The sequence below is a fragment of the Caenimonas terrae genome (genome assembly GCF_042655405.1).
In the GTDB taxonomy this organism is placed as follows: Bacteria; Pseudomonadota; Gammaproteobacteria; order Burkholderiales; family Burkholderiaceae_C; genus Ramlibacter; species Ramlibacter terrae_A.
Genome location: NZ_JBHSMF010000010.1, coordinates 439,027 through 462,430, shown reverse-complemented (window position 1 = coordinate 462,430; position 23,404 = coordinate 439,027). Strand labels below are relative to the sequence as shown.

Below are 23,404 nucleotides of genomic sequence, written 5' to 3'. Positions count from 1 at the left end.
GTCGCGCTGACGAAGGGAGCATCCCCTAGTCCGCGCGCAACGGTCGGGCGCCGGCCGATCCCGGATAATTCCGGTCAAATCGAACCAATATGCGGCGCAGAAATTTCATGGCGGTGGCCGGCGGGCTGGCCGCGACGGGAGCGGAAATGACCCAGATCAGTTCGGCGGCGGGCCTGCCGGCGCTCCAGGGCCTCAAGCCCAGCCCGCGGATGCCGGTGCTGTTCGTCGGCCACGGCAGCCCGATGAACGCCATCGAGGACAACGAGTACCGGCGCAGCTGGGAGAGCCTGGGGCGCGATTTCGGCGCCCGCCTGCCGCAGCCGCAGCCGCAGCTGATCCTGTGCATCTCGGCCCACTGGCTGACCCATGGCTGGTGGCTGACCGGCATGGACCGGCCCAAGACCATCCACGACTTCGGCGGCTTCCCGCAGGCGCTGTTCGACCAGCAATACCCGGCGCCGGGCGCTCCGGGCGTGGCCCGGGAGCTCAGTGCGCTGCTGCGCCAGCCGGCGGTGGGCATCGACGCGCAGGAATGGGGCTACGACCACGGGACCTGGTCGGTGCTCAAGCCGATGTTCCCCAAGGCGGCGATCCCGGTGGTGCAACTGAGCATGGATTACGGACGGCCGCCGGCCGAACACTTCGCCCTGGGCCGCCAGCTGCGGGCCCTGCGCGAACGCGGCGTGCTGATCGTGGGCAGCGGCAACATCGTCCACAACCTGCGCGCCACCCGCCGCGGGGCTTCATCCATCCAGGCCTACGACTGGGCGATCGAGTTCGACGGCAGGATCGCCCAGGCGATGGAAAAGGGCGACATGCAGGCGCTGCAGGACTTCCTGCAGCTGGGATCGGTGGCCCAGCTGGCCCACCCGACCTACGACCACTACCTGCCGCTGCTGTACGCCGCCGGCGCGGTGGACGCCAGCGAGCAGCCGCACTTTTTCAACGCGAGCTACCAGTCGGCATCCATCTCGATGCGCTCGGCGCTCTGGGGCTGAGGCTCAGAGCACCCGCCAGACCAGGCTGCCCCCGGTGAGCAGCAAGACGCCGTAAAGCACCTGCAGGAAGCGCTTGCGGTCCAGCCGCAGCGTGATGCGATGGCCGATGTACAGGCCCAGCACCATCGCCGGCAGCAGGGCCAGCACCAGCAGCAGCAGGGCCGGATTGAAATAGGTGCCGGCCACCAGGAACAGGCCCACCCGGATGGTGGAGCTGATCGTCAGCACGGCGGTCTGGGTGGCGCGGATCTGCTGGGGATCCTCCAGCCGCCGCAGCAGGTACATGGAATAGACCCAGCCGCCGGCGCCGAACAGCGCGCTGAGCACGCCGCCGGCGCCGCCGTACCACCAGGCCCAGCCGGCAGCCAGCGGCGGCTGCGGCGCCTTCGGCCGCAGGCCGTTGAGCGCATACAGCACCACGAACACGCCCAGCAGCAGCATCAGCGTGGGCACGGGCACCGCGAACAGCAGCCAGGCACCCAGCGCACTGCCGATCACCATGGCCGGCACCAGCCGCAGCACCTCCTTGCGCACCACGTGCGCGCCCAGGCGCAAGCCGTTGGTCCAGGACGCCACGAAGTCCGTCAGCGCCAGCGCGGGGACGACCGTGGACAGCGGCAGCACGTGCGCCAGCAGCGGCGCCGACACCAGCGTGGTGCCGAAGCCGACCATGCCGAACACCACGTAGGCGACGACCAGGGTCGGCTCGGCGACCAGCAGGACGAGCAGGTCAGGCAGGTGCAGCCAGCCGGGCATGCGGCCGGGCGCTCAGAGCACCTTGGCGATGGACGCGCAGACGTAGTCGATGTTCTTGCTGTTCAGGGCCGCCACGCACATGCGGCCGGTGTCGGTGCCGTAGACGCCGAATTCATTGCGCAGCCTCACCATCTGGTCCTTGGTCAGGCCGGAGTAACTGAACATGCCGATCTGCTGGGTGATGAAGCCCATGTCTTCCTTCACGCCGGCGCCCTTGAGCTTTTCCACCAGCGCCGTGCGCATCTGCTTGATCCGCAGCCGCATGTCGCCCAGTTCCTTCTCCCAGAGCGTGCGCAGTTCGGGCGTGTTCAGCACCAACGCGACCACCATGGCGCCGTGGATCGGCGGGTTGCTGTAGTTGGTGCGGATCATGATCTTGAGCTGCGACAGCACGCGCGCCGCTTCCTCCTTGTCCTGGCAGACCACCGACAGCGCGCCGACCCGCTCGCCGTACAGGCTGAAGCTCTTGGAGAACGAGGTGGAGACGAAGAAGTTCTGGCCGGAGGCGACGAACTTGCCGACCACGGCGCCGTCTTCCGCGATGCCGTAGCCGAAGCCCTGGTAGGCCAGGTCCAGGAACGGCACCAGCTTGTGCGCCTTCACCGTCTCGATCACCTTGTCCCACTGCTCGGGCGAGATGTCGTAGCCGGTGGGGTTGTGGCAGCAGGCGTGCAGCACGACGACCGTGCCTTCGGGCGCCGCCTCCAGTCCGGCGAGCATGCCCTCGAAGTCGATGCCGCGCCTGGCGGCGTCATAGTACGGATAGGTTTCGACGGCGAAACCGGCCTGGCTGAACAGCGCCCGGTGGTTTTCCCAGCTCGGATCGCTGATCAGCACCTTGGCGCCGGGATTGATGCGCTTGAGGAAATCGGCGCCGATCTTCAGCCCGCCGGTGCCGCCCAGGGCCTGCACCGTGGCCACCCGGCCGCTCTTGACCGGCTCGCTTTCGGCCCCAAATACCAGGCTCTTCACCGCCGAGTCATAGGCGGCGATGCCGTCGATCGGCAGGTAGCCGCGCGCCTTGGGCGCTTCCATCATCTGCTTTTCGGCCTGCTGCACGCACTGCAGCAGCGGCAGCTTGCCGTCGTCGTCGTAGTACACGCCCACGCCGAGGTTGACCTTGTGGGGGTTGGCATCGGCGTTGAACTGCTCGTTGAGGCCCAGGATCGGGTCGCGCGGGGCCATTTCGACGGCGGTGAACAAAGACATGTGAATTCCTAAGGGGGATGTTGCAAGCGAAGAGGCCGGCGCTGTTGTACTCTGTCCGGTTGCCCCAATTTTAACTGTCCTGCCCATCACCCTTGCTGCCCATGTCCGATCTGTCCGAAGTCATCGAAGAAGAGAAAAAAGGCGAGTTCATCAGCTTTCCCGATTCCCCGTTCGAGCTGTTCCTGCCCTATCCGCCGGCCGGGGACCAGCCGGCGGCGATCGACAAGCTGGTGGAAGGCGTGCGTGACGGCGAGGTGTTCCAGACCCTGCTGGGCGTGACCGGCTCGGGCAAGACCTTCACCATGGCTAACGTGATCGCCCGGCTGGGCCGGCCGGCGATCGTGTTCGCGCCGAACAAGACGCTGGCGGCGCAGCTTTACAGCGAGTTCCGCGAGTTCTTCCCGCACAACGCGGTGGAGTATTTCGTCAGCTATTACGACTACTACCAGCCCGAGGCCTACGTGCCGCAGCGCGACCTGTTCATCGAGAAGGACAGCTCGATCAACGAGCACATCGAGCAGATGCGCTTGTCGGCCACCAAGAGCGTGCTGGAGCGGCGTGACACCATCATCGTGGCCACGGTCAGCGCGATCTACGGCATCGGCGCCCCGGAGGACTACACGCAGATGCGGTTCATCACCCGCGTGGGCGACAAGATCGGCCAGCGCGACATCATCTCGCAGCTGATCCGGATGCAGTACAACCGCAACGAGCAGGACTTCGCGCGCGGCACCTTCCGGGTGCGCGGCGACACCATCGACATCTTCCCGGCCGAGCATTCGGAGCTGGCCATCCGCATCGAGCTGTTCGACGACGAGATCGAATCGCTGCAGCTGTTCGACCCGCTCACCGGCCGCGTCCGGCAGAAGGTGCCGCGCTTCACGGTCTATCCGTCCAGCCACTACGTGACGCCGCGCGAAAAGGTGGTGGGGGCGGTGGAGAGCATCAAGCTGGAGCTGAGCGAGCGGGTCAAGGAGTTCGTCTCGCAGGGCAAGCTGGTGGAAGCGCAGCGGATCGAGCAGCGCACCCGCTTCGACCTGGAGATGCTCAGCGAGATCGGCCATTGCAAGGGCATCGAGAACTACACCCGGCACTTGTCGGGCGCGCCGCCCGGGGCGCCGCCTTCCACCCTGACCGACTACATGCCCAAGGACGCGCTGATGTTCCTGGACGAGAGCCACCAGATGATCGGCCAGCTCGGCGCCATGTACAGCGGCGACCGCTCGCGCAAGACCACGCTGGTGGAATATGGCTTCCGGCTGCCGTCGGCGCTGGACAACCGGCCGCTCAAGTTCGAGGAGTTCGAGGCCCGGATGCGGCAGGTGGTGTTCGTCTCGGCCACCCCGGCGGCCTACGAGAACGAGCATGCCGGCCAGGTGGTGGAGCAGCTGGTGCGCCCGACCGGGCTGATCGACCCCGAGGTGGAAGTGCGGCCGGCCACCCACCAGGTGGACGACGTGCTGCAGGAAATCCGGATCCGCGCCGACAAGAACGAGCGGGTGCTGATCACCACGCTGACCAAGCGGATGGCCGAACAGCTGACCGACTACCTGACCGACAACGGCGTGAAGGTCCGCTACCTGCACAGCGACATCGACACGGTCGAGCGGGTGGAGATCCTGCGCGACCTGCGGCTGGGCACCTTCGACGTGCTGGTGGGCATCAACCTGCTGCGCGAGGGCCTGGACATTCCCGAGGTGTCGCTGGTCGCCATCCTGGATGCCGACAAGGAAGGCTTCCTGCGGGCCGAGCGCTCGCTGATCCAGACCATCGGGCGGGCCGCGCGCAACCTCAATGGCCGGGCGATCCTGTACGCGGACCGGATGACCGAGTCGATGAAGAAGGCGATCGGCGAGACCGAGCGGCGCCGCGTCAAGCAGATCGCCTACAACCTGGAACACGGCATCACCCCGCGCAGCATCCAGAAGAAGGTGCGCGACCTGATCGACGGCGTGTACAGCGAGAAGGCCAGCAAGGAGATGGAAAAGCAGGAGCTGCAGCGCGCGATGACCCAGGACATGTCGGAAAAGGACGTGGCCCGGGAGATCAAGCGGCTGGAAAAGCAGATGCTGGAGCACGCCCGCAACCTGGAGTTCGAAAAGGCGGCGCGGGTGCGGGACCAGCTTGCCGTGCTGAAAGAACAGGCGTTCGGGGCCGTGGTCCACGACAATGTGGTGGTGCCGGTCCAGGGCGGAAAGCGGCCGTGAACTGATCAGTCTAGTTACCTGACAAGAATTGCGGGTCTTGTGCTATACTTGACTCAATTAGTCAACATCAAGAAAACGTAAGAAATCGGTCTGGGAAGAGGCCGATGGGGCCCGGCGAAAGCCGGGTGCGGGCGGAGACGGGTTCACCCCCGGCATAAGCCAGAGGGTGTTTTATACGAAGCCAAGCATTAAGGAGCCTTCGATGCGTCTCACAACCAAAGGCCGCTTTGCGGTCACAGCCATGATCGACCTGGCTCTGCGCCAGAACAATGGTCCCGTCACGCTGGCGGCGATCAGCCAGCGCCAGCAGATTTCGCTGTCCTACCTCGAGCAGCTGTTCGGGAAGCTGCGCCGGCACGAGCTGGTGGAGTCCACCCGCGGCCCCGGCGGCGGCTACACCCTCGGCCGCAAGGCGGCGGACATCACCGTGGCCGACATCATCGTCTCGGTCGACGAGCCGATCGATGCCACCCAGTGCGCCGGCAAGGAAAATTGCGGCGACGAGGGCGGCCGCTGCATGACCCACGAGCTGTGGGCCGCGCTGAACCAGCGCATGGTCGAATTCCTCGACTCCGTCACCCTGCAGAAGCTGGTCGACGACCAGCTGGCCAAGGGCATCCAGATCGAGGACAAGCCGGCGGTGAAGCGCGCGATTTCGGCGCAGCCGGTGGTCAAGCCGATCCGCGTCAACGCGCCGAACTCGGTGTTCGCCCTGGGCAATTCGTTCGCCAAGTCCTGAGATCGACACGGCCTTTGTAAAACAGCGATCCTTGAAGCCGACCTTCACCCACCGCCAGCAGAAGCAACAGAGCCAGCCATGGACATGACTCCGCATTTCCCGATCTACATGGACTACGGCGCGACCACCCCGGTGGACCCGCGGGTGGTGGACGCCATGATTCCCTGGTTGCGCGAGCACTTCGGCAACCCTGCCTCCCGCAGCCACGCGTGGGGCTGGGAAGCGGAAGCGGCAGTGGAAAAAGCCCGCGGCGAGGTGGCGGACCTGATCGGCGCCGACCCGCGCGAGATCGTCTGGACCTCGGGCGCGACCGAGTCGGACAACCTGGCCCTGAAGGGCGCGGCCCACTTCTACAAGACGCGCGGCAAGCACCTGATCACCGTCAAGACCGAGCACAAGGCCGTGCTGGACACCATGCGCGAGCTGGAGCGCCAGGGCTTCGAGGTGACCTACCTCGACGTGCAGGAAGACGGCATGCTGGACATGGACGTGCTCAAGGCGGCGATCCGCCCGGACACCATCCTGATCAGCGTCATGTTCGTCAACAACGAGATCGGCGTGATCCAGGACATCCCCGGCATCGGCGCGCTGTGCCGCGAGAAGGGGATCATCTTCCACGTCGACGCGGCGCAGGCCACCGGCAAGGTGGAGATCGACCTGAAGACGCTGCCGGTGGACCTGATGAGCCTGGCCTCGCACAAGACCTACGGACCCAAGGGCATCGGCGCGCTGTACGTTCGCCGCAAGCCCCGCATCCGGCTGGAAGCGCAGATGCACGGTGGCGGCCACGAGCGCGGCATGCGTTCGGGCACGCTGCCCACCCACCAGATCGTCGGCATGGGCGAGGCCTTCCGCATCGCCAAGGCGGAGATGGCGCAGGACAACGCGAAGGCGCGCGCGCTGCACCAGCGGCTGCTCGACGGGCTCAAGGACGTGGAGCAGGTGTTCCTCAACGGCCACGCCGAGAAGCGGGTGCCGCAGAACCTGAACATGAGCTTCAACTTCGTCGAAGGCGAATCGCTGATCATGGGCATCAAGGGCCTGGCGGTGTCGTCCGGCTCGGCCTGCACCTCGGCCTCGCTGGAACCGAGCTACGTGCTGCGCGCCCTGGGCCGCAGCGACGAACTTGCGCACAGCAGCCTGCGCATGACCATCGGCCGCTTCACGACCGAAGAGGAAATCGACTTCGCCATCGCCACCATCCGGCAGAACGTCGCCAAGCTGCGCGACCTCAGCCCGCTGTGGGAGATGTACCAGGACGGGATCGACATCAGCTCGATCCAGTGGACCGCACACTGAATTCAAAGAGGTATTGCCATGGCCTATTCCGAAAAAGTCGTTGATCACTACGAGAACCCGCGCAACGTCGGCTCCTTCGACAAGGGCGACGAGAGCGTCGGCACCGGCATGGTCGGTGCGCCCGCCTGCGGCGACGTGATGAAGCTGCAGATCAAGGTCAACCCGCAGACCGGGGTGATCGAGGATGCGCGCTTCAAGACCTACGGCTGCGGCTCGGCCATCGCCTCCAGCTCGCTCGTCACCGAGTGGGTCAAGGGCAAGACGCTGGACCAGGCCGCTGCGCTGAAGAACAGCCAGATCGCCGAGGAACTGGCGCTGCCGCCGGTCAAGATCCACTGCTCCATCCTCGCCGAAGACGCCATCAAGGCGGCGGTCGAGGATTACAAGAAGAAGCACGCGCACTGAAATGGCGATCTCCCTGACAGAAGCAGCCGCGCGCCACGTCACCCGCTACCTCGGCAAACGCGGCAAGGGCGTCGGGGTGCGCCTGGGCGTGAAGACCACCGGCTGCTCCGGCCTGGCCTACAAGCTCGAATACGTGGACGAAGTGGCGCCCGAGGACATCGTCTTCGAGGACCACGGCGTCAAGGTGCTGATCGATCCCAAGAGCCTGGCGTACATCGACGGCACCCAGCTCGATTTCGTGCGCGAGGGCCTCAACGAGGGCTTCAAGTTCAACAACCCCAACGAACGGGACCGGTGCGGCTGTGGCGAGAGTTTCCGCGTCTGAAGCGCGTCCCGTCGCACCGAAAAAACCGCCTTGCTTCGTGATGGCGGTTTTTTTTATCAAGCGATGACCCCCAAGCTCAGCTCCAGCGACTTCGAACTGTTCGGACTGCCCGAGCGGTTCGCGCAGGACATGGCTGCCATCGACTCGAGCTGGAAGCAGCTGCAGCGCGAAGTGCATCCCGACAAGTTCGCCGCGCAGGGCGCCGCCGCCCAGCGGGTGGCGATGCAATGGTCCGTGCGCGTCAACGAGGCGTACCGGCGGCTGCGCGATCCGCTGGCGCGCGCCGCCTACCTGTGCGAGCGGCGCGGCGCGCCGATCGAGGCGGAGAGCAACACGGCGATGCCGGCGGATTTCCTGCTGCAGCAGATGGCCTGGCGCGAGGAGCTGGAACAAGCGCAATCGGAAGACGCGCTCGCGCGCGTCAACGCGGAGCTGACGAAGGCCCGCGCCGACGCCTTCGCCCGGATCGAGCAGGCGCTGGACCAGTCGGGCGACGCTGCGGCGGCCGCGCGGCAGGTCCGGGCCCTGATGTTCATCGAACGCTTTGCCCATGACGTCGAAGCGCGCTTCGACGAGCTGGGACAATAGGCTCCTCATATGGCACTGCTGCAAATTTCAGAACCCGGGCAATCGCCCGACCCGCACCAGCGGCGCATCGCGGTCGGCATCGACCTGGGCACCACGCATTCGCTGGTGGCGGCGGTGCGCAGCGGCGTCGCCGAGTGCCTGCCCGATCCGCAGGGCCGGACCATCCTGCCTTCCGTGGTGCGCTATCTCGAGGACAACGGCCGGCAGATCGGCTACGACGCGCAGGCGGCGCAGGCGCAGGATCCGCGCAACACCATCGCCTCGGTCAAGCGTTTCATGGGCCGCGGGCTGGCCGACATCGCCAATCGCGACAAGCTGCCTTATGAGTTCGCCGAGGCCGGCGATGCGGGCACGGGCATGGTGGCGCTGCGCACGCGGGCCGGCGAGAAGTCGCCGGTGGAGATCAGCGCCGAGATCCTGGCCACCCTGCGCTTTCGCGCCGAAGACACGTTCAACGACGACCTGTACGGCGCCGTCATCACCGTGCCGGCCTACTTCGACGAGGCCCAGCGGCAGGCCACCAAGGACGCGGCGAAGCTGGCGGGGATCAACGTCCTGCGGCTGATCAACGAGCCGACCGCGGCCGCCATCGCGTACGGCCTGGACAACGCCAGCGAAGGCATCTACGCGGTGTACGACCTGGGCGGCGGCACCTTCGACATCTCGATCCTGCGCCTGACGCGCGGCGTGTTCGAGGTGATCGCCACCGGCGGCGATTCGGCGCTGGGCGGCGACGACTACGACCGCGCGCTGGCGCAGGCGATGCTGGAGCGCTGCGGCCTGCAGGCGGCGACGCCGGGCGACAAGGCGGCCATCAAGATGGCGGCGCGCTCGGCCAAGGAAGCGCTCTCCGCGGCCGAAACGGTCACGGTGCCCGTGAAGCTGGAACAGGCCAGCGCGGAGGTCACCCTGCAGCGAGCCGAGTTCGAGGCGCTGACGGCGGCGCTGACCGCCCGGACGATGACGTCCGTGCGCAAGGCCCTGCGCGATGCGAAGCTCGCGAAGGAAGACGTGCAGGGCGTCGTCATGGTGGGTGGCTCCACCCGCATGCCGCAGGTCCAGCGCGCGGTCGGCGAGTTCTTCGGGCGCGCGCCGCTGAACAACCTGAACCCGGACGAAGTGGTGGCGCTCGGCGCCGCGATCCAGGCCAACCTGCTGGCCGGCAACGACCCGGGCGGCGACCTGCTGCTGCTGGACGTGATCCCGCTGTCGCTCGGCATCGAGACCATGGGCGGGCTGGTGGAGCGGATCGTTCCGCGCAATGAAACCATTCCCACCGCCAAGGCCCAGGACTTCACCACCTACAAGGACGGCCAGACCGCGCTGGCGCTGCATGTGGTGCAGGGCGAGCGCGACCTGGTCAAGGACTGCCGCAGCCTGGCGCGCTTCGAGCTGCGCGGCATTCCCGCGATGGCGGCCGGCGCGGCCCGCATCCGCGTCACCTTCACCGTCGACGCCGACGGCCTGCTGAGCGTGAGCGCCAAGGAGCAGGGCAGCGGCGTGGAGGCGCGGATCGACGTCAAGCCGTCGTACGGCCTGTCGGACGAACAGGTCGCCAAGATGCTGCAGGACAGCTTCACCACCGCGGAGCAGGACATGAAGGCCAGGGCGCTGGTGGAAGCGCGCGTCGATGCCGACCGCATGCTGATCGCCACCCGAAGCGCGCTCGACGCCGATGCCGGCCTGCTGGACGCCAGCGAGCGGGCCGAGATCGATGCGTTGATGGACCAGTTGCGCGCGGTGGCGGCCGACAGCAGCGATGCCGAGGCCATCGAGGCGGCGACCAAGGCGCTCGCCAGGGGCACCGAAGCCTTCGCCGCCGAGCGCATGAACCACGGCATCCAGCAGGCGCTGGCCGGCCGGAACGTGGAAACGATCTAGAAGAAGTACAACGACATGGCCATCATCCGCATCCTGCCGCACCCCGAGTACTGTCCCAAGGGCGCCGAGATCGAGGCGACCGCCGGCACCTCCATCTGCGAGGCGCTGCTGGAACACGACATCAAGATCGAGCACGCCTGCGACATGAGCTGCGCGTGCACCACCTGCCACGTGGTGGTGCGGGAAGGCTTCAACTCCCTCAACGAGATGGACGAGAACGAGGAGGACCTGCTCGACCGGGCCTGGGGCCTGGAGCCCAACTCGCGGCTGTCGTGCCAGGCCATCGTGGCGCAGAAGGACCTGACGGTGGAGATCCCCAAGTACTCCATCAACCACGCCAAGGAAAATCACTGAGGCGATAATCGCCCCCATGCGCCAGATCGTCCTCGACACCGAAACCACGGGCCTGTCCGCCGAAGGCGGCGACCGCATCATCGAGATCGGCTGCGTCGAACTCGTCGCCCGCAAGCTGACCGGCAACAACCGGCACTTCTACCTCAACCCGGAGCGCGAGAGCCACGAGGACGCGCTCAAGGTGCACGGCATCAGCAACGACTTCCTGCGTGACAAGCCGAAGTTCGGCGCCGTGGCCGACGAACTGATGGAGTACCTGCAGGGCGCGGAAGTGATCATCCACAACGCCGCCTTCGACGTCGCCTTCCTGAACAAGGAGCTGGAGCTGATCGGACGGCCGGGGTTCAGGAGCGTCGTCTCGCAGGTGACCGACACGCTGGCGATGGCCAAGGAGATGTATCCGGGCAAGCGCAACAGCCTGGATGCGCTGTGCGACCGGCTGGGCGTGGACAATTCGAGCCGCACCCTGCACGGCGCGCTGCTGGATGCGGAACTGCTGGCGGACGTCTACATCAACCTCACGCGCGGCCAGGACGCGCTGCTGATCGACGTCGGCGCGCACGACCACATCGGCGGCATCACCACGCGCGTCGACCTGACGCAGTTCACGCTGCCGGTGCTGCTGGCCAGCGAGCAGGAAAGCGCCGCCCACGAGGAAGTGCTCAAGCAACTGGACAAGGCCAGCGGCGGCAAGACGCTCTGGCGGCTGGCCCAGCCTGTGGCATAATTCGAGGCTGTCCTGAAAACGGACAGCAACGTCCCGGCCACGCCGGGGCACGGGTGATTAGCTCAGCGGTAGAGCACTGCCTTCACACGGCAGGGGTCGCAGGTTCAAACCCTGCATCACCCACCAAGAGAATCAATGAATTACGGCGCCTTCGGGTGCCGTTTTCGTTTGCGGTACGCAAAGACTACGCAGATCCCGCAAGCGGTTCCTGCTGTGTGCCGCTGTTAGGTTCCAGATTGGCTTGGGTGCCATCGCATCAGGGCCACGAACCGGCAAACGGCTTGCGCTCAGTCGCGCACCCAGATTTCCAGGAGTTTTCGCATCCGTTCAGCGTCCCTTCGCTGCGAGCCGTTCGGCCACCGCTGACAGCTTTTGAACCGAGTCTGTTTGGTTGAGCAGTTCATTGCCGGCGTCCTCTAGCAGATCGTATTCGCCTTTCTCATTGGCGCGAAGGTGCGTCACCGGCGTCGCAGGCGGTCGCATGGGGGTGCACAACGCCGTCAGGGTGGCTCGTGTGTTGGTCGCTGACGCACAGACGCGGGCCGAGGCGTGGGCCCCAATCCCCGTCTCAACATTCCGACAATTCCAGTTCACCTGCGCTACACTTCGCAAATCGCAATGGAGCCGCTGAGGGGTTCTGGGGAACGGACAAGGGGACGGTCCTGGAATCAGGGTCGTCCAATGTGCTGGACATGTCGGGACGCATCCTCTGTCCCGCCTGGCCCGCTTCAGTCCGGCCGGGGCCCGGCGAGCTTGACGGTCCGGGTCCGACTCGGCGCGATCGCGGTTGAAAGGCTCGAATGAGAAATGAGACGTCCCGAGAAGCCCCTGGTACACCGGCGATCGATATCGACTTCACGCTTGCGCCGTCGAATCGCCCCCTTGCCGGCTACGACGTCGAAGAATGGCGGGGCCGGTTGAAGTTGAGCAAGTTCAACGCCGAGCATGCCTTGGGGTGTCGCAACCCCAACCAGTACAACAAGCTGTGTCACCACAAGATCCTGCCGCAGAACGTCGAGCTTCTGATTCGGCTGTACGACGAGATCCCGAAGGCCGCTGGCTGGGACAGCTACACCCTGCGGGAATTGTTCGACAGGATGTATGCCGACGATCTCGCGAAGTTCGCTGGGACCGAGCATCAGGTTGCGGCACGGGTCGATCTGGGCAAGCGATTCACCAAGATGCTGGGCCGCAGTCATGCGCGTCGCTACGACTGGCTCGAATCGGATCCGAAGAAGAACGAGAAGGACCAGTTGACGCACATCGTGATCGAGTGCCTGCTGGCCAAGCTCAAGCAGGCTGACGATCCGCGCGAGGTGCTCGAACGCCTGGCCAAGAAGGTGCTGATGCTGCGGGGCTTCAACCTCGACAGCGAACTGCCGGTGCCCACGCCCGAACGTCCGCCGGTTCGCCACAAGGCCGGGCGCAAGAGCTCCTCCGAACGCGAACGCCTGGCAGGCGCGCCCCTTGCGCTTGCCGCGCCCAAGGCGACGAGAGCGCCCAGCCGGGACATTCGCGCCATTGCGCATGCGCTGCACAAGGAGGAGACCGCGCGCGGTGGCCCGAAGAGAACCAAGACCAAGACCGCCGGCGCCGGCGTGCGGGAGTGAGACCGAACCGATGAGACCGAACAAGCTCGACATGATCTCGATGTCCCTGCTGGTCATGACCAGGGACATGCCGGACTCGGTGAAGCTCAAGGACAGTTCCCTGGACTACGAGGGCCGCGAACAAGACACCTCAGGCCGCCTGATCACGGGCGCCTACGGTTCCACTTCGCGGCAACTGGCCCTGGTGGCGGCGTCCGCGTGGACGCACAAGCATCAGGGCGCCAAGGCCGGACCGAACAGGATGCTGGTCCTGGACATGAACTACCGTGTCGACAACTTCAAGCTCACGCGCGAGCAGGGACGCCCCGACCTGATCGCCATGACAGGCTGGATGCACATGGACCGGTTGCAGGTCGATTACCGGGACGAGATCAAGCACGACTGGCTGCGCTGGATCGCCAAGGACAAGGGCAAGCAGACCGCGATCGTCCTGGAAGACGTCAAGCTCGCGGATATCGCCCTGCGCTATCCCCAGTACGTCGCCAAGATGATGAAGGACCACTCCGAGATCATGGTGGTGGTCCATCCGGTCAGGCTCACGGTCAAGCCGGACGAGGTGTTGTGGGCTGCGACGGTTCGCTACGAGCCCGAGCGCATGGATACGCCGCATATCCGTTTCATGCCTGACATTCAGGTCATCGTCTGACGCGCGCGCCGGGCGGGGGTTCTACGCATCACCCGATTCGAAGAGGTGGTTGGTTGCGTCAGTGAAGCACAGCCTGACGGTTCCGACCGCACCATCACGTTGCTTCGCGACGCTCATCTCTGCGATGCCGGGCTCACGCGTGTCGGGGTTATCGATGAACCTGATCACGTCGGCATCCTGTTCGATGTTTCGCCGATTCTGATGCTGGCCATTGCCATTGCCATTGCCAACGCCGGGGCGAGGGCGCCTGGCCCCTGGGCACGGCCGTTGTCCGCGCTCAAGGGGAGCGATCAAGGCCCGGGACGAGACCATCGAACGCGATAGGGCGGAATTTGCGCCGGCGCGAACCTATCCGGGGATGACACCGTGGCCGAGGGCAAGCCCACAGTGCTGCCCACGGTCAACAGCGGGAAGCTAGCTCTGTTGCCGTTTAATGCAGTCTGCGCTAGGATCGTGCTGGAAACTATATAGTTAGGACTGACCAAGCGGTTCCGTTATCAAGCCCCCCAGCAATCGAGCGCCTTGAGAGAAGACCATGACCATGTCAAACGCAACGCCCTGCGTCAGGAGCGTGCGCAGCACAGGAAGAGTGCAGCAGGCGCCTGGCCGCCAGGCAGCACCCATGGGACGAGCGCGCATGCGGCGCGATCTAACACCGTCGCCTAGGGTCGTCTCTCGCATCCGGTCCAACAGGCCAACGCTGTGCGGCAGAAATACATCAAAAGGTGCGAGCCCGATGCTGGGGGATCTTGCGGCGTTGCGCGCGGAGCCCGTCGGTGGAAACCAATTGGGACGCCCAATCTGGCCGGAGCTTCCCCACGCGTACGCAGGAGGAAGAGGACCGGTCACCGATCAAGGAATTCTCGTGCTTGCGCTGCCCGCAAGTCCGCGGATGCTGGGCAGGGGGGCCTCTGCGCAGCTAACCTGCCCCGTTGGGGCGAACATGTAGGACCTATATGCAACTGAGTACTTTCGGAGAGCACACCGCCGTTGCGGGCCAGGTCGGTTACCGCGAGCTGCTGGCGGACGAGCTGCTCATGGTGGGAGGGGGAGAGGGTGACGGTGACCCCGGCGATTGCAGCGCTATCGGCGATTGCGGCGCCGATGGATCCGCTCCGTCTGACCCAGGCGTCGGCGAGGACGGGTCAGCACCGGGCGCCGCTTGTCCTGGCATCTGTGGGTCCATGGAGGCCGGCTTTGCCGGATCCTAGTCGGTGACCGCAGGAGGGCGTGCAACGCCCTCCTGCATTTCAATTGGGACCTTCTCGCGATCCGACTGCCATCCGCATGTCCAGAAAACATGCTATCGAATAGCGTTTTGCGACCTGTAAGTCGTCCGGGGACAAGAAATCGTCTCTTGACTCGAACTTTTCCACCTATTTGATGCCATCGAGCGCGCCCTTTGACAGGTGCCACACGATTCAATTTTCCGGTCGCGCCCGACAACCTTCACCGCCGTAGCCTCCGCCGGATTCGCGTCCACGACCCCAATGCACCTGCGATAGCCGGGCCGCCGGCATCACCGCACTCACATCGCCACCGTCTGCCATCAGCAGAAACGGCGGCCACGCGAGTTGAGCCAACTGTGAGATGGTTGCCGCCTTGCGTATTAATAAAAAGTGCATTAGGATCGTGACGCAAACGATATTTAGTGCGTCGAATCTGTCGTTGTGCTGTCAAGACCACCGCAGCAATGAGCGCCTTGTGAGAAGACGAAGACCATGTTCAACGCTACTTCCTACGTCAGGAGCGTGCGCAGCACAAGCGCAGGGCTGCATCGCCGCCAAAGCGATGCAGCAGTCGCTTGGTCGACGAGCAGCGCCACGTGGGGCGAGCACGCATTGCGGCGGGGCTCCAAGTCCCACGGCTTGGAATGGTCTTGCCCATCCAGCCGAGCAGGCGCGATGGTGCAAGAGAAACAACCCAACACGCGCGGGCCCGACGCCGAAGCCGTTAGGGGGCGCCCCTTTGCGCTCGCCGTGTTGTGGAAAGCTGCCTTGACAACAGTCTGGCGATATCTTCCACGTTCATACCCGAGAGGAAGAACGTTAGTTACAGATCACGGAATTCTCGTGCTTGCGCTGTCCGGCAAGTTCGCGGATGCTGGGCAGAGGGGTCTCTGCACAGCCAACCAGCCCCCTTCGGGGCAAACAGTGGGACCTATATGCAACTAAGTACTTTCGGAAAGCACATCGCACCCGGCGGCCAGTTCGGTTACCGCGAATTGACGGCGGACGAGTTGCTCTTGGTGGGCGGAGGAGATGGAGAAGGAGACGGTGGCTGTAGCGCGAGCGGCGATTGCGGGGACAGTTCGTCGGACCCCGGCGGCGTCGTCGTCGCAGGTCTGTCCGACACCGTGAACGCAATCGGCCAGAGCATCGCCGCCATCGGCGCTGCGGCAGCAGTTGCGGTTGCAACGGACGGCGTCTCCGTTGTCATCGGGGCTGCCATCGCGGTCGGCACCGCTTTGGGGGCAATCACCAGCCCAGGGATGGGCGGGTCGGACGCGGGGGCTGGCGCGGCGACGACCGGAAACCCGATGGGAGATCCGAGCCCGGGGGATTCCGGCCCCTGATCAGACGAATCAGCTATGAACGCGCGCGCACGCCATCTCTGCACAGCGTGCGCGCCATTACGGGAGCCTCTGCATGTGCCTTTTCTGCCAGTGGATGCAAAGCGTCACGTCAATCCTTCTGAGTCTTGCCCTGTTCCAGAGCTCAGCTTTCGCGGCGGAACCGGACCAGCCGCTCGTGTTTTCGTTGAGATCGGAGACGGGCCTCACCGCCTGTCTGGTCGCCATCAATCACATGGTGTTGCGTGCGGCCGAAGAGTCATCCGACATCGTTGGCTGTGAGCAGCGGGCCCGTGCGTTGGTGTTCGAGGCGGCACCGTTACCAAAGGAAGGCTATTCCTTGGCCAAGTACGTGCGCGGCAACGGCGATCCGGCAATCCAGGACCTCAGCGATGCGACGGTCAGAAAGATAGTCCCTGCGCTCAAATCGGCGCTGTACAGCCCGGAACAAATCAAGCAACTGCTGGCGCTCCATCCAGTCGCCGTGTATCGCGCCCTGATCTATTCAAAGGTCCTCTCGGACGTGAAGTTTGTGCCGAACCTGGACTTGCTGCTGATGAACGCGGCGCGGCAAAGGAATTTCGAGATTCGCGAGTTGGAGGGCGTGGATGCCTACATCGACCATGAGCGGACTTTGACGGCCGGGCAGCTTGACCAGATCCTGTTCAATCTGTGCGACCTGTTCATCGATCCGACGCGCTTGCAGACGGCCCGCACCTTGATTGACAAGTACGCACACGACTTGTCGGCGCAGCCGGACGTTGACACCGCGTGGAAGAAGAAGGTCTGGTTCAACACTGTCGCGCTGGGGCTGCCCGCATTCACGGTCGCACACGACGTGGACGAGCGAAATCCATTGCTCGTCAAAGGCCTCTTGAGCGCGATGGACGAAAGGTCGCCGGTACTCGTTTTTGTTGGCGCAGCGCACCTTGGCGGCCCGCAAGGATTGATCAAACTGCTCGAAGATCAGCACGTCACGGTCACTCGCGTGCGCTGAACGTTCATCCTCCGAAGAAGACAATATGACCTACGCCATCATCTCCGCGCTGTCTATCGTCGCACTCTTGCTGTTTGCCAGCTTCTGGGTCCCCAGTGGCCGCGCTGGCTTGGACCAACCCTCACTTGAGAGTAGCCGCGGGAACTTGCGTACGTACGGGATCGCGTTCATCAGTACCGCTGCGGCGCTGTTCGTTTGGCACGCAATGACGGACGGCACATTGGGCCTGTCGTTGACCGATTTCATGATTGCCTGGGGTTCGATGCTCGTCTTCACGCCGGGTGTGCGCAGAACGCTACAAATCGCCAAACGCTTTGCGTTTCGCAAATGAGTCCAAAGCCCTCAAGCCTCTTCCGGCAAGAGGCACTGGACCACAAACGAGACACCTGGCTCGGCGAAATCTTGCTCGCGCGGCCGACGTCTTTTTCCATCCTGTCAGTCGCCTTCCTTGGTATTGCCTTCGCGCTACTGGCCTTCCTGGTGTGGGGAGAGTACACAAAGAAGGCACGCTCGTCCGGCTATCTGGTGCCCGACCAAGGGCTGCTCAAGATCTTCGCCCAGCAGTCCGGTGCAGTTTCTGCTTTGCGCGTCCGCGAGGGACAGCTAGTGAAGAGGGGAGACGTTCTGGCGGTGATCTCCACGGAACGCACGAGCGAGAGCGGAGATACCCAGGCTGAAATTTCCAAGCAGCTCACGATGCGTCGGATGAGTCTGGTGGGCGAGCAAGTCAAGACCCGTCAGATGTACGCGGAGCAGTTGAACTCGGCCACGAAGCGCCTTGGGAACTTGTCCCAGGAAAGAGAGCAACTCACCCGAACCATCCAAGCCCAGGAGCAACGGGTCCGTCTTGGGGAGGAATTGGTCGCGCGAAACGTTCGTCTTGCAACGGCAGGTTTCGTTTCAGACATGACCCTGCAAGAAAAGCAGGCCGATCTCATCGATCAGCAGAACCGCTTGAGAGACTTGCAGCGGGCCAGGATCTCGATCGAGCGGGATTATCTGAGCCTGGAGACAGACCTGAGGGTGCTTCCGCTCAAGGAGAGGAATGACCTGGCGGCGACCGACCGGGCAATCAGCGAAATCGCCTCGACAGGGATGGAAAATGAAGCACGACGCGAGTCGTATGTGGTGGCTCCCCAGGATGGCATGGTGACGGCGCTGCAGGCGGACACGGGACGCCAGGCGAGTCCGAATCAGCCTCTCATGAGCCTCATCCCGGCGGGCACGCATTTGCAGGCCGATCTGTATGTGCCGAGCCGTTCGGTCGGCTTCATTCGCGTGGGCAACTTCGCCCAGCTGCAGTACCAGGCCTTTCCGTATCAGAAATTTGGCAGCCAGCCAGGTCGGGTCGTCAAGATCTCACGCACCGCGGTTCCGGCGCAGGAACTGCCGTTTCCGGCGTCCCCTGCCGACGTCTATTACGTCATCACGATCCTTCCCGACCAGGGGCACGTTCTGGCGTACGGAAAGAAGGAGGAACTGCAGGCGGGAATGCAAGTCGATGCGGACGTCTGGCTGGACAAGCGGACGCTGCTCGAATGGATCCTCGAGCCTCTGTACAGCATTTCCGGGAGACTGTGATGGAGGTCCTTGAAGGATTGAAGCTGGGCCTGGGCAAGAAGGTGCCATTGCTGCTCCAGACTGAAGCCGCCGAGTGCGGCCTGGTCTGCCTGGCAATGGTGGCTGGGTACCATGGATACCGAACGGACCTCGCAAATCTGCGCACACGGTTTGCGGTGTCACTCAAGGGGCTGAATCTGTCCCAACTTATTCAGATCGCGGGTCGGATGGAAATGTCATGCCGACCGTTACGTGCCGATCTGGAGGCGCTGGGGCGATTGAATCTGCCTGTCATCCTCCACTGGAACCTTAACCATTACGTGGTGCTGAAGCAGGTCAGGCGCGATAGGCTCGTCATTCACGACCCGGCATTGGGTCTGCAGATTTTGACTTACGAAGAAGCGTCAAAGCACTTTACTGGCGTGGCGCTGGAACTTGAGCCCACCCTCAAGTTCGCAAAGCGCGAAGAACGCAGTTCGATGCGCCTGCGTGGCCTCATGGGCCGCGTGCGAGGGCTTGGGTCGTCGCTCGTGCAAGTGCTCGCCCTGGCGCTGGCGCTGGAGATCTTTGCGATGGTCGGCCCGTTCCTGATGCAGTGGATTGTCGACGACGCGCTAGTCTCCGGTGACAAGGACCTGCTCACCGTCATCGTGACCGGCATCCTGTTGCTGGCCTTGCTCAGGACCGTTGTCGCGCTGGTGCGATCCTGGGTCCTGCTTCATCTTGGCAGCAGCCTGAATCTGCAGTGGACGTCCAATGTTATGAATCACCTGTTGCGCCTGCCAACGTCCTTTTTTGAGAAGCGTCACATCGGCGACATTGTTTCAAGGTTCGGCGCTGTTTCGGCGATTCAGCAGACCTTGACCACGGGCCTGGTGACAGCAATCCTCGACGGCTTGATGGCGGTGACGACATTGGTCATGATGTTCATCTACAGTCCTTCGTTGGCCGCGATCGCGCTTGGCGCCGTCGTGTTGTACGGGCTGCTGCGTCTCTTGCGCTACGACGCCCTGAGGACCGCGTCTCAGGGCCAGATCGTCCGGCTCGCGCGGCAGCAGTCGCACTTCATGGAGACGGTCCGCGGGATTCAGGCGATCAAGCTGTTCAATCGCCAGGCCGATCGCGCCACCCGGTTCCTCAAGATGACAGTCGACAGCACCAACTCCGGCATCGAGATCCAGCGCTTGAGCATTGCCTTTCAGGCAATCAACACCTTGCTTGTTGGCATTGAAGGGGCCTTGATTCTTTGGCTCGGGAGCCGCTCCGTGCTGGATCGGTCGTTCACGGTTGGTATGCTCATTGCGTTCATTTCCTACAAGGACCAGTTTACGACTCGCATCATGAGCCTGATCGACAAGGGTATCGACGTCCGAATGCTGCGCCTGCACGCGGAACGATTGTCTGACATCGTGCTGGCGAAGCCGGAACCAGACTTGCCCCGTCCTTTCTTTTCCTCTGAAACCGTGGAGACGACAATTGAGCTGAGGAACATCCGTTTTCGCTATGCTGACGGGGAGCCGTGGATCATTGACGGCCTGTCGCTCACCATCGCAAAGGGCGAGTCGGTCGTGCTCGTCGGCGGATCAGGGTGCGGCAAGACGACACTGCTCAAGATCATGTTGGGGCAGCTCGAGCCTGTGGAAGGCGAGGTTCTGATTGGTGGCATTCCGCTGAAACAGCTCGGCCTGACCTACTACCGCAGCATGATCGGCGTTGTCATGCAGGACGACAGGCTGTTCGCAGGCTCGCTGGCGGACAACATCTCGTTCTTCGATGAAGCACCCGACCAGCAATACATTGAAGAGTGTGCGAAATTGGCGCGCATCCACGAGGAGATCGGCAAGATGCCAATGGGCTACAACTCGCTGGTCGGGGACATGGGGACGTCGCTGTCCGGCGGGCAAAAGCAACGGGTCGTGCTCGCGCGGGCTTTGTACAAGCGGCCGAGTTTCATCTTTCTCGATGAAGCGACGAGCCATCTCGACACGAGGCTCGAGGACGATATCAACGCGGCGATTTCGCGCTTGAGCCTGACCCGGGTCGTCGTTGCGCATCGGCCTGAAACGATACGAGCCAGTGGCAGGGTTGTGTCGCTTTCGCGGGCGTCGAGCGTCAGGCAGGCGACAACGGCATCCGCTGAACGGCTCGCCGGCACTCACTGAGGGCGCCAGATATCGTAGGCAGATCGCGTGCACGGAATTTCGTCGCCATCGGGGACGCTCGGGCGCGCAAGGGTTCCCTGCGGAACTGGGAGAACGTCAGGGAGGCTTTAACTTGTATCATCCTCTGTCCGAATGGCCCGAGCTCAATTCCTTCCCCTGAAGACCACTTCCCAAGTGGCATTTATCGACGACGACCGACCTTATCTGGACGCGTTGCAGCTGGTCATTCCCGATTGGATGGCGGCCAGCTACCACGTAGAACCAGACAGCCTCGGCCTGGTGCTTGAGCACAGCCGCAAAATGCTGCAGGAGGAGCGTGAACTGTTGTCCAGGATCAGTTTGCGCAACGGCCTGGTGGGGTCGGCCGCGGTCAGTGCGGCCCTCGAGTACCTTGCCAGCCCCGTGCGCTTTGACATCGTGGCGCTCCTCGTGGCCGATTTCGGAATGCCGCGCGAGAACGGGGTAAACCTGTGCCAGCGCTTCCGGATGGCCGGAATGCAGCGCCTGCTGCTCACCGGCATGGCAGACCAGGCGATGGCGATCAGCGCGTTCAATGCCGGAGCGATCGAGCAGTATGTTCCCAAGCAAGCCACTCACCTGCTGGATGAACTCGTGGCCCAGATCCAGGCCCAGATCGATGTGTCGTGCGATCGCCGCAGCGAAGTCCTGCTGGAACGTCTGCCGACCGAGCTTCGCCGCCAGCTGGCCACGGGCCCGGTCGTCAGGGCGCTTGACGATCTCTTGCAGGGGCATCACGTCACTGAATGGGTGCTGGTCCCACAGCCCCAGGGTCTGGTCTGCGTCACCGCCGACGGCAGCGTCCTGTGGGTGCAGCTGGAGAACGAACAAACCAGCAGGGAACTGGCCGAAGGGCTCGAGGCTGAAGGCTGGGACGACGCAGTGATCGGCTCGGTCCTGCGTGGGGACATGATCGTCGATCTGGATTTCGCATCCCAGATCGATCGCCAGGCGAGAGCCCAGGCCGCCACCGAACTACAGGAGCGGCCACGGTTGGCGGCTGCCGTGTTCGAAGTGCGAGATCTTCCAGATGGCCTTCGACCGGCGACCAGGCAGGGCAGGCAGGCGGGCCACCAGGCGCCCGCATAACTGGATCGAAGACCACGGCTTGTCCACAGATCCTGTGGACAAGCAAAACGCATCAAGCCGGAATTCGATTCTTCACGCCAACGTTGGCCACCCCGAGCCGGCGCCGGTGGGTGTGAACCAGAGCCTGATCGTCGCGCCCTGGCCCGGTGGCGAAAGAACCTCGATCGCACCTCCCAGTGACTGCATCACGCGCTGCGAGAACAGCAGGCCCATTCCCGTGCCACCGGACTTCGCACGGGTCGTGACGGGCTCGCGCAACAGCCGTGCAAGGACTTCAGGTGCGATCCCCGGGCCATTGTCGACAAACGCAATGCAGGGACGACGCGGGGTACCCCGCGACCCATCGAAACCCACCTGAATCCGCAGTCGGGGACCCTGCCGATCGCGAAGCGCCAGCAGGGCGTTTCGGGTCAGGGTGCACAGGACAAGGTACAGCAGATCCCGGCGCCCCGGAAGGTCGAAGTCCTCCTCGATGCAGCTCTGGACCGACGAGCGCTCATCGCTTGCGAAAGGAAACTCCTGCAGCAGCGACCGCACCAGGCCAGCCGCGCTGATCGACGGGCTGGCCGCCCCTGGATACGCATCCCGGGCTGACTGGACAAACGTCGAGACCAGCGACTGGCAATACAACGCGCGCGCACCTGCATCGCGTAGCGCGTTCATCACCTGGCCTGGCCGGTTCTCGGCGAACTGCACGATCCCGGGTGGGATGTCGGCACCGGCAAGGTGCCGCTGTTCCACGGCGTGCACGAAGTTGCGGACCGTGGCAAGTGGCGTGTTCAGTTCGTGCGCCAGAAAGCCCAGCGTTTCGCGCATCGCCGAGACGCGGCCTTCATTGAGTGCATGCTCCAGTGCCCGCGTCCGGTGCAACGCTAGCGCCTCGCGCAGCACGGCGCGGGTGTCGTCCTCCTCCAGTGGCTTCTCCAGGATCCGCATCACGCGCCCCTCGTTCACCGCAGCGATGGCGAGGTCCTTCTCGGCATAGGCGGTCACCAGGATTCGCACCAGGTGCCCGAAGTCCCGCTGCACCCTTCGCAGCAGGCTCATGCCGTCCTGCTCTGGCATGCGGTAATCCGTCAGCAGAACGGCGAATGCTTCGCCCCGCTGCGCAAGAATGTCCAGCGCTTCGGGGACGGTCGATGCAGTGACGATGGTGAACTCGTCGCCAAACAAAGCAACAAACCACTTGCGCGCAGCGGACTCGTCGTCTACGAAGAGGATCGAGCGAGCCTCGAGGTGCGAATCAGCAGTTGGCATGGACG

General features: G+C 64.1%; 22 protein-coding genes and 1 tRNA gene. 19 read left to right on the top strand and 4 right to left on the bottom strand.

Going from position 1 to position 23,404, the window contains the following annotated elements; translation table 11 throughout:
* Positions 1 to 146: 146 nt before the first annotated feature.
* Positions 147 to 998, top strand: coding sequence for a 4,5-DOPA-extradiol-dioxygenase (ygiD, locus tag ACFPOE_RS21420; protein ID WP_465251315.1), 852 nt, complete (start codon positions 147 to 149; stop codon positions 996 to 998).
* 3 nt (positions 999 to 1,001) lie between these two features.
* On the opposite strand, the gene ACFPOE_RS21415 is transcribed toward ygiD, so the two are convergent.
* Both ACFPOE_RS21415 and ACFPOE_RS21410 read right to left on the bottom strand, forming a co-directional pair.
* A complete protein-coding gene (locus tag ACFPOE_RS21415; protein WP_376852359.1) occupies positions 1,002 to 1,754 on the bottom strand; it encodes a sulfite exporter TauE/SafE family protein in 753 nt (250 codons plus the stop codon).
* Positions 1,755 to 1,766: 12 nt separating this feature from the next.
* Positions 1,767 to 2,963, bottom strand: coding sequence for an amino acid aminotransferase (locus tag ACFPOE_RS21410; protein ID WP_376852358.1), 1,197 nt, complete (start codon positions 2,961 to 2,963; stop codon positions 1,767 to 1,769).
* A gap of 101 nt (positions 2,964 to 3,064) precedes the next feature.
* Between ACFPOE_RS21410 and uvrB the strand changes: the two genes are divergently transcribed.
* From uvrB to ACFPOE_RS21350, 12 genes are all read left to right on the top strand, one after another.
* Entirely contained in the window at positions 3,065 to 5,170 is a 2,106-nt protein-coding gene (gene uvrB / locus ACFPOE_RS21405; protein ID WP_376852357.1) for an excinuclease ABC subunit UvrB, read from the top strand.
* 202 nt (positions 5,171 to 5,372) lie between these two features.
* Entirely contained in the window at positions 5,373 to 5,909 is a 537-nt protein-coding gene (gene iscR / locus ACFPOE_RS21400) for a Fe-S cluster assembly transcriptional regulator IscR (protein WP_376852356.1), read from the top strand.
* A 78-nt stretch (positions 5,910 to 5,987) separates the two neighbouring features.
* Positions 5,988 to 7,208 carry an IscS subfamily cysteine desulfurase gene (locus ACFPOE_RS21395; protein ID WP_376852355.1) on the top strand — a complete coding sequence of 407 codons (1,221 nt, stop codon included), beginning with the start codon at positions 5,988 to 5,990 and terminating at the stop codon, positions 7,206 to 7,208.
* Positions 7,209 to 7,226: 18 nt separating this feature from the next.
* Entirely contained in the window at positions 7,227 to 7,613 is a 387-nt protein-coding gene (gene iscU / locus ACFPOE_RS21390; protein ID WP_376852354.1) for a Fe-S cluster assembly scaffold IscU, read from the top strand.
* A 1-nt stretch (position 7,614) separates the two neighbouring features.
* Positions 7,615 to 7,938, top strand: a complete 324-nt coding sequence (iscA, locus tag ACFPOE_RS21385) for an iron-sulfur cluster assembly protein IscA (protein WP_376852353.1) — start codon at positions 7,615 to 7,617, stop codon at positions 7,936 to 7,938.
* 63 nt (positions 7,939 to 8,001) lie between these two features.
* Positions 8,002 to 8,526 (top strand): Fe-S protein assembly co-chaperone HscB, encoded by a 525-nt coding sequence (gene hscB / locus ACFPOE_RS21380; protein WP_376852352.1) that lies wholly within the window; start codon positions 8,002 to 8,004, stop codon positions 8,524 to 8,526.
* A gap of 9 nt (positions 8,527 to 8,535) precedes the next feature.
* Entirely contained in the window at positions 8,536 to 10,407 is a 1,872-nt protein-coding gene (hscA, locus tag ACFPOE_RS21375; RefSeq protein WP_376852351.1) for a Fe-S protein assembly chaperone HscA, read from the top strand.
* A 15-nt stretch (positions 10,408 to 10,422) separates the two neighbouring features.
* Entirely contained in the window at positions 10,423 to 10,761 is a 339-nt protein-coding gene (gene fdx, locus ACFPOE_RS21370; protein ID WP_376852350.1) for an ISC system 2Fe-2S type ferredoxin, read from the top strand.
* 16 nt (positions 10,762 to 10,777) lie between these two features.
* A complete protein-coding gene (dnaQ, locus tag ACFPOE_RS21365) occupies positions 10,778 to 11,488 on the top strand; it encodes a DNA polymerase III subunit epsilon (protein ID WP_376852349.1) in 711 nt (236 codons plus the stop codon).
* A 51-nt stretch (positions 11,489 to 11,539) separates the two neighbouring features.
* A tRNA-Val gene (locus ACFPOE_RS21360) sits at positions 11,540 to 11,614 on the top strand.
* 674 nt (positions 11,615 to 12,288) lie between these two features.
* Positions 12,289 to 13,098 (top strand): hypothetical protein, encoded by an 810-nt coding sequence (locus ACFPOE_RS21355; RefSeq protein WP_376852348.1) that lies wholly within the window; start codon positions 12,289 to 12,291, stop codon positions 13,096 to 13,098.
* Between the two features lie 40 nt (positions 13,099 to 13,138).
* Entirely contained in the window at positions 13,139 to 13,744 is a 606-nt protein-coding gene (locus ACFPOE_RS21350) for a hypothetical protein (RefSeq protein WP_376852347.1), read from the top strand.
* 21 nt (positions 13,745 to 13,765) lie between these two features.
* On the opposite strand, the gene ACFPOE_RS21345 is transcribed toward ACFPOE_RS21350, so the two are convergent.
* Complete coding sequence (locus tag ACFPOE_RS21345) at positions 13,766 to 14,056, bottom strand: DnaB-like helicase C-terminal domain-containing protein (protein WP_376852346.1); 291 nt, start codon at positions 14,054 to 14,056, stop codon at positions 13,766 to 13,768.
* Between the two features lie 1,852 nt (positions 14,057 to 15,908).
* On the opposite strand from ACFPOE_RS21345, the gene ACFPOE_RS21340 reads away from it, so the two are divergent.
* The 6 genes from ACFPOE_RS21340 to ACFPOE_RS21315 all read left to right on the top strand — a co-directional run bounded on the left by ACFPOE_RS21340 (position 15,909) and on the right by ACFPOE_RS21315 (position 22,142).
* Positions 15,909 to 16,319 carry a hypothetical protein gene (locus tag ACFPOE_RS21340; RefSeq protein WP_376852345.1) on the top strand — a complete coding sequence of 137 codons (411 nt, stop codon included), beginning with the start codon at positions 15,909 to 15,911 and terminating at the stop codon, positions 16,317 to 16,319.
* 73 nt (positions 16,320 to 16,392) lie between these two features.
* Positions 16,393 to 17,313: a TraB/GumN family protein gene (locus tag ACFPOE_RS21335; protein ID WP_376852344.1), complete on the top strand. Its 921-nt coding sequence runs from the start codon at positions 16,393 to 16,395 to the stop codon at positions 17,311 to 17,313.
* A gap of 25 nt (positions 17,314 to 17,338) precedes the next feature.
* Positions 17,339 to 17,644 carry a hypothetical protein gene (locus ACFPOE_RS21330; protein ID WP_376852343.1) on the top strand — a complete coding sequence of 102 codons (306 nt, stop codon included), beginning with the start codon at positions 17,339 to 17,341 and terminating at the stop codon, positions 17,642 to 17,644.
* Positions 17,641 to 18,894, top strand: coding sequence for an HlyD family secretion protein (locus ACFPOE_RS21325; RefSeq protein WP_376852342.1), 1,254 nt, complete (start codon positions 17,641 to 17,643; stop codon positions 18,892 to 18,894). The genes ACFPOE_RS21330 and ACFPOE_RS21325 overlap by 4 nt, the downstream gene beginning before the upstream one ends.
* A complete protein-coding gene (locus ACFPOE_RS21320) occupies positions 18,894 to 21,035 on the top strand; it encodes a peptidase domain-containing ABC transporter (protein WP_376852341.1) in 2,142 nt (713 codons plus the stop codon). The genes ACFPOE_RS21325 and ACFPOE_RS21320 overlap by 1 nt, the downstream gene beginning before the upstream one ends.
* Before the next feature lie 174 nt (positions 21,036 to 21,209).
* Complete coding sequence (locus ACFPOE_RS21315) at positions 21,210 to 22,142, top strand: response regulator (RefSeq protein WP_376852340.1); 933 nt, start codon at positions 21,210 to 21,212, stop codon at positions 22,140 to 22,142.
* 72 nt (positions 22,143 to 22,214) lie between these two features.
* Here ACFPOE_RS21315 and ACFPOE_RS21310 read toward each other — a convergent pair whose 3' ends face one another.
* Entirely contained in the window at positions 22,215 to 23,399 is a 1,185-nt protein-coding gene (locus ACFPOE_RS21310; RefSeq protein WP_376852339.1) for a response regulator, read from the bottom strand.
* Positions 23,400 to 23,404: the final 5 nt, after the last annotated feature.

What these genes read in the sequence shown, in the direction of transcription:
- ygiD (WP_465251315.1), top strand. Translation starts at nt 147, where the DNA reads ATGACCCAGATCAGTTCGGCGGCGGGCCTGCCGGCGCTCCAGGGCCTC.
- ACFPOE_RS21415 (WP_376852359.1), bottom strand. Translation starts at nt 1,754, where the DNA reads ATGCCCGGCTGGCTGCACCTGCCTGACCTGCTCGTCCTGCTGGTCGCC.
- ACFPOE_RS21410 (WP_376852358.1), bottom strand. Translation starts at nt 2,963, where the DNA reads ATGTCTTTGTTCACCGCCGTCGAAATGGCCCCGCGCGACCCGATCCTG.
- uvrB (WP_376852357.1), top strand. Translation starts at nt 3,065, where the DNA reads ATGTCCGATCTGTCCGAAGTCATCGAAGAAGAGAAAAAAGGCGAGTTC.
- iscR (WP_376852356.1), top strand. Translation starts at nt 5,373, where the DNA reads ATGCGTCTCACAACCAAAGGCCGCTTTGCGGTCACAGCCATGATCGAC.
- ACFPOE_RS21395 (WP_376852355.1), top strand. Translation starts at nt 5,988, where the DNA reads ATGGACATGACTCCGCATTTCCCGATCTACATGGACTACGGCGCGACC.
- iscU (WP_376852354.1), top strand. Translation starts at nt 7,227, where the DNA reads ATGGCCTATTCCGAAAAAGTCGTTGATCACTACGAGAACCCGCGCAAC.
- iscA (WP_376852353.1), top strand. Translation starts at nt 7,615, where the DNA reads ATGGCGATCTCCCTGACAGAAGCAGCCGCGCGCCACGTCACCCGCTAC.
- hscB (WP_376852352.1), top strand. Translation starts at nt 8,002, where the DNA reads ATGACCCCCAAGCTCAGCTCCAGCGACTTCGAACTGTTCGGACTGCCC.
- hscA (WP_376852351.1), top strand. Translation starts at nt 8,536, where the DNA reads ATGGCACTGCTGCAAATTTCAGAACCCGGGCAATCGCCCGACCCGCAC.
- fdx (WP_376852350.1), top strand. Translation starts at nt 10,423, where the DNA reads ATGGCCATCATCCGCATCCTGCCGCACCCCGAGTACTGTCCCAAGGGC.
- dnaQ (WP_376852349.1), top strand. Translation starts at nt 10,778, where the DNA reads ATGCGCCAGATCGTCCTCGACACCGAAACCACGGGCCTGTCCGCCGAA.
- ACFPOE_RS21355 (WP_376852348.1), top strand. Translation starts at nt 12,289, where the DNA reads ATGAGAAATGAGACGTCCCGAGAAGCCCCTGGTACACCGGCGATCGAT.
- ACFPOE_RS21350 (WP_376852347.1), top strand. Translation starts at nt 13,139, where the DNA reads ATGTCCCTGCTGGTCATGACCAGGGACATGCCGGACTCGGTGAAGCTC.
- ACFPOE_RS21345 (WP_376852346.1), bottom strand. Translation starts at nt 14,056, where the DNA reads ATGGTCTCGTCCCGGGCCTTGATCGCTCCCCTTGAGCGCGGACAACGG.
- ACFPOE_RS21340 (WP_376852345.1), top strand. Translation starts at nt 15,909, where the DNA reads ATGCAACTAAGTACTTTCGGAAAGCACATCGCACCCGGCGGCCAGTTC.
- ACFPOE_RS21335 (WP_376852344.1), top strand. Translation starts at nt 16,393, where the DNA reads ATGTGCCTTTTCTGCCAGTGGATGCAAAGCGTCACGTCAATCCTTCTG.
- ACFPOE_RS21330 (WP_376852343.1), top strand. Translation starts at nt 17,339, where the DNA reads ATGACCTACGCCATCATCTCCGCGCTGTCTATCGTCGCACTCTTGCTG.
- ACFPOE_RS21325 (WP_376852342.1), top strand. Translation starts at nt 17,641, where the DNA reads ATGAGTCCAAAGCCCTCAAGCCTCTTCCGGCAAGAGGCACTGGACCAC.
- ACFPOE_RS21320 (WP_376852341.1), top strand. Translation starts at nt 18,894, where the DNA reads ATGGAGGTCCTTGAAGGATTGAAGCTGGGCCTGGGCAAGAAGGTGCCA.
- ACFPOE_RS21310 (WP_376852339.1), bottom strand. Translation starts at nt 23,399, where the DNA reads ATGCCAACTGCTGATTCGCACCTCGAGGCTCGCTCGATCCTCTTCGTA.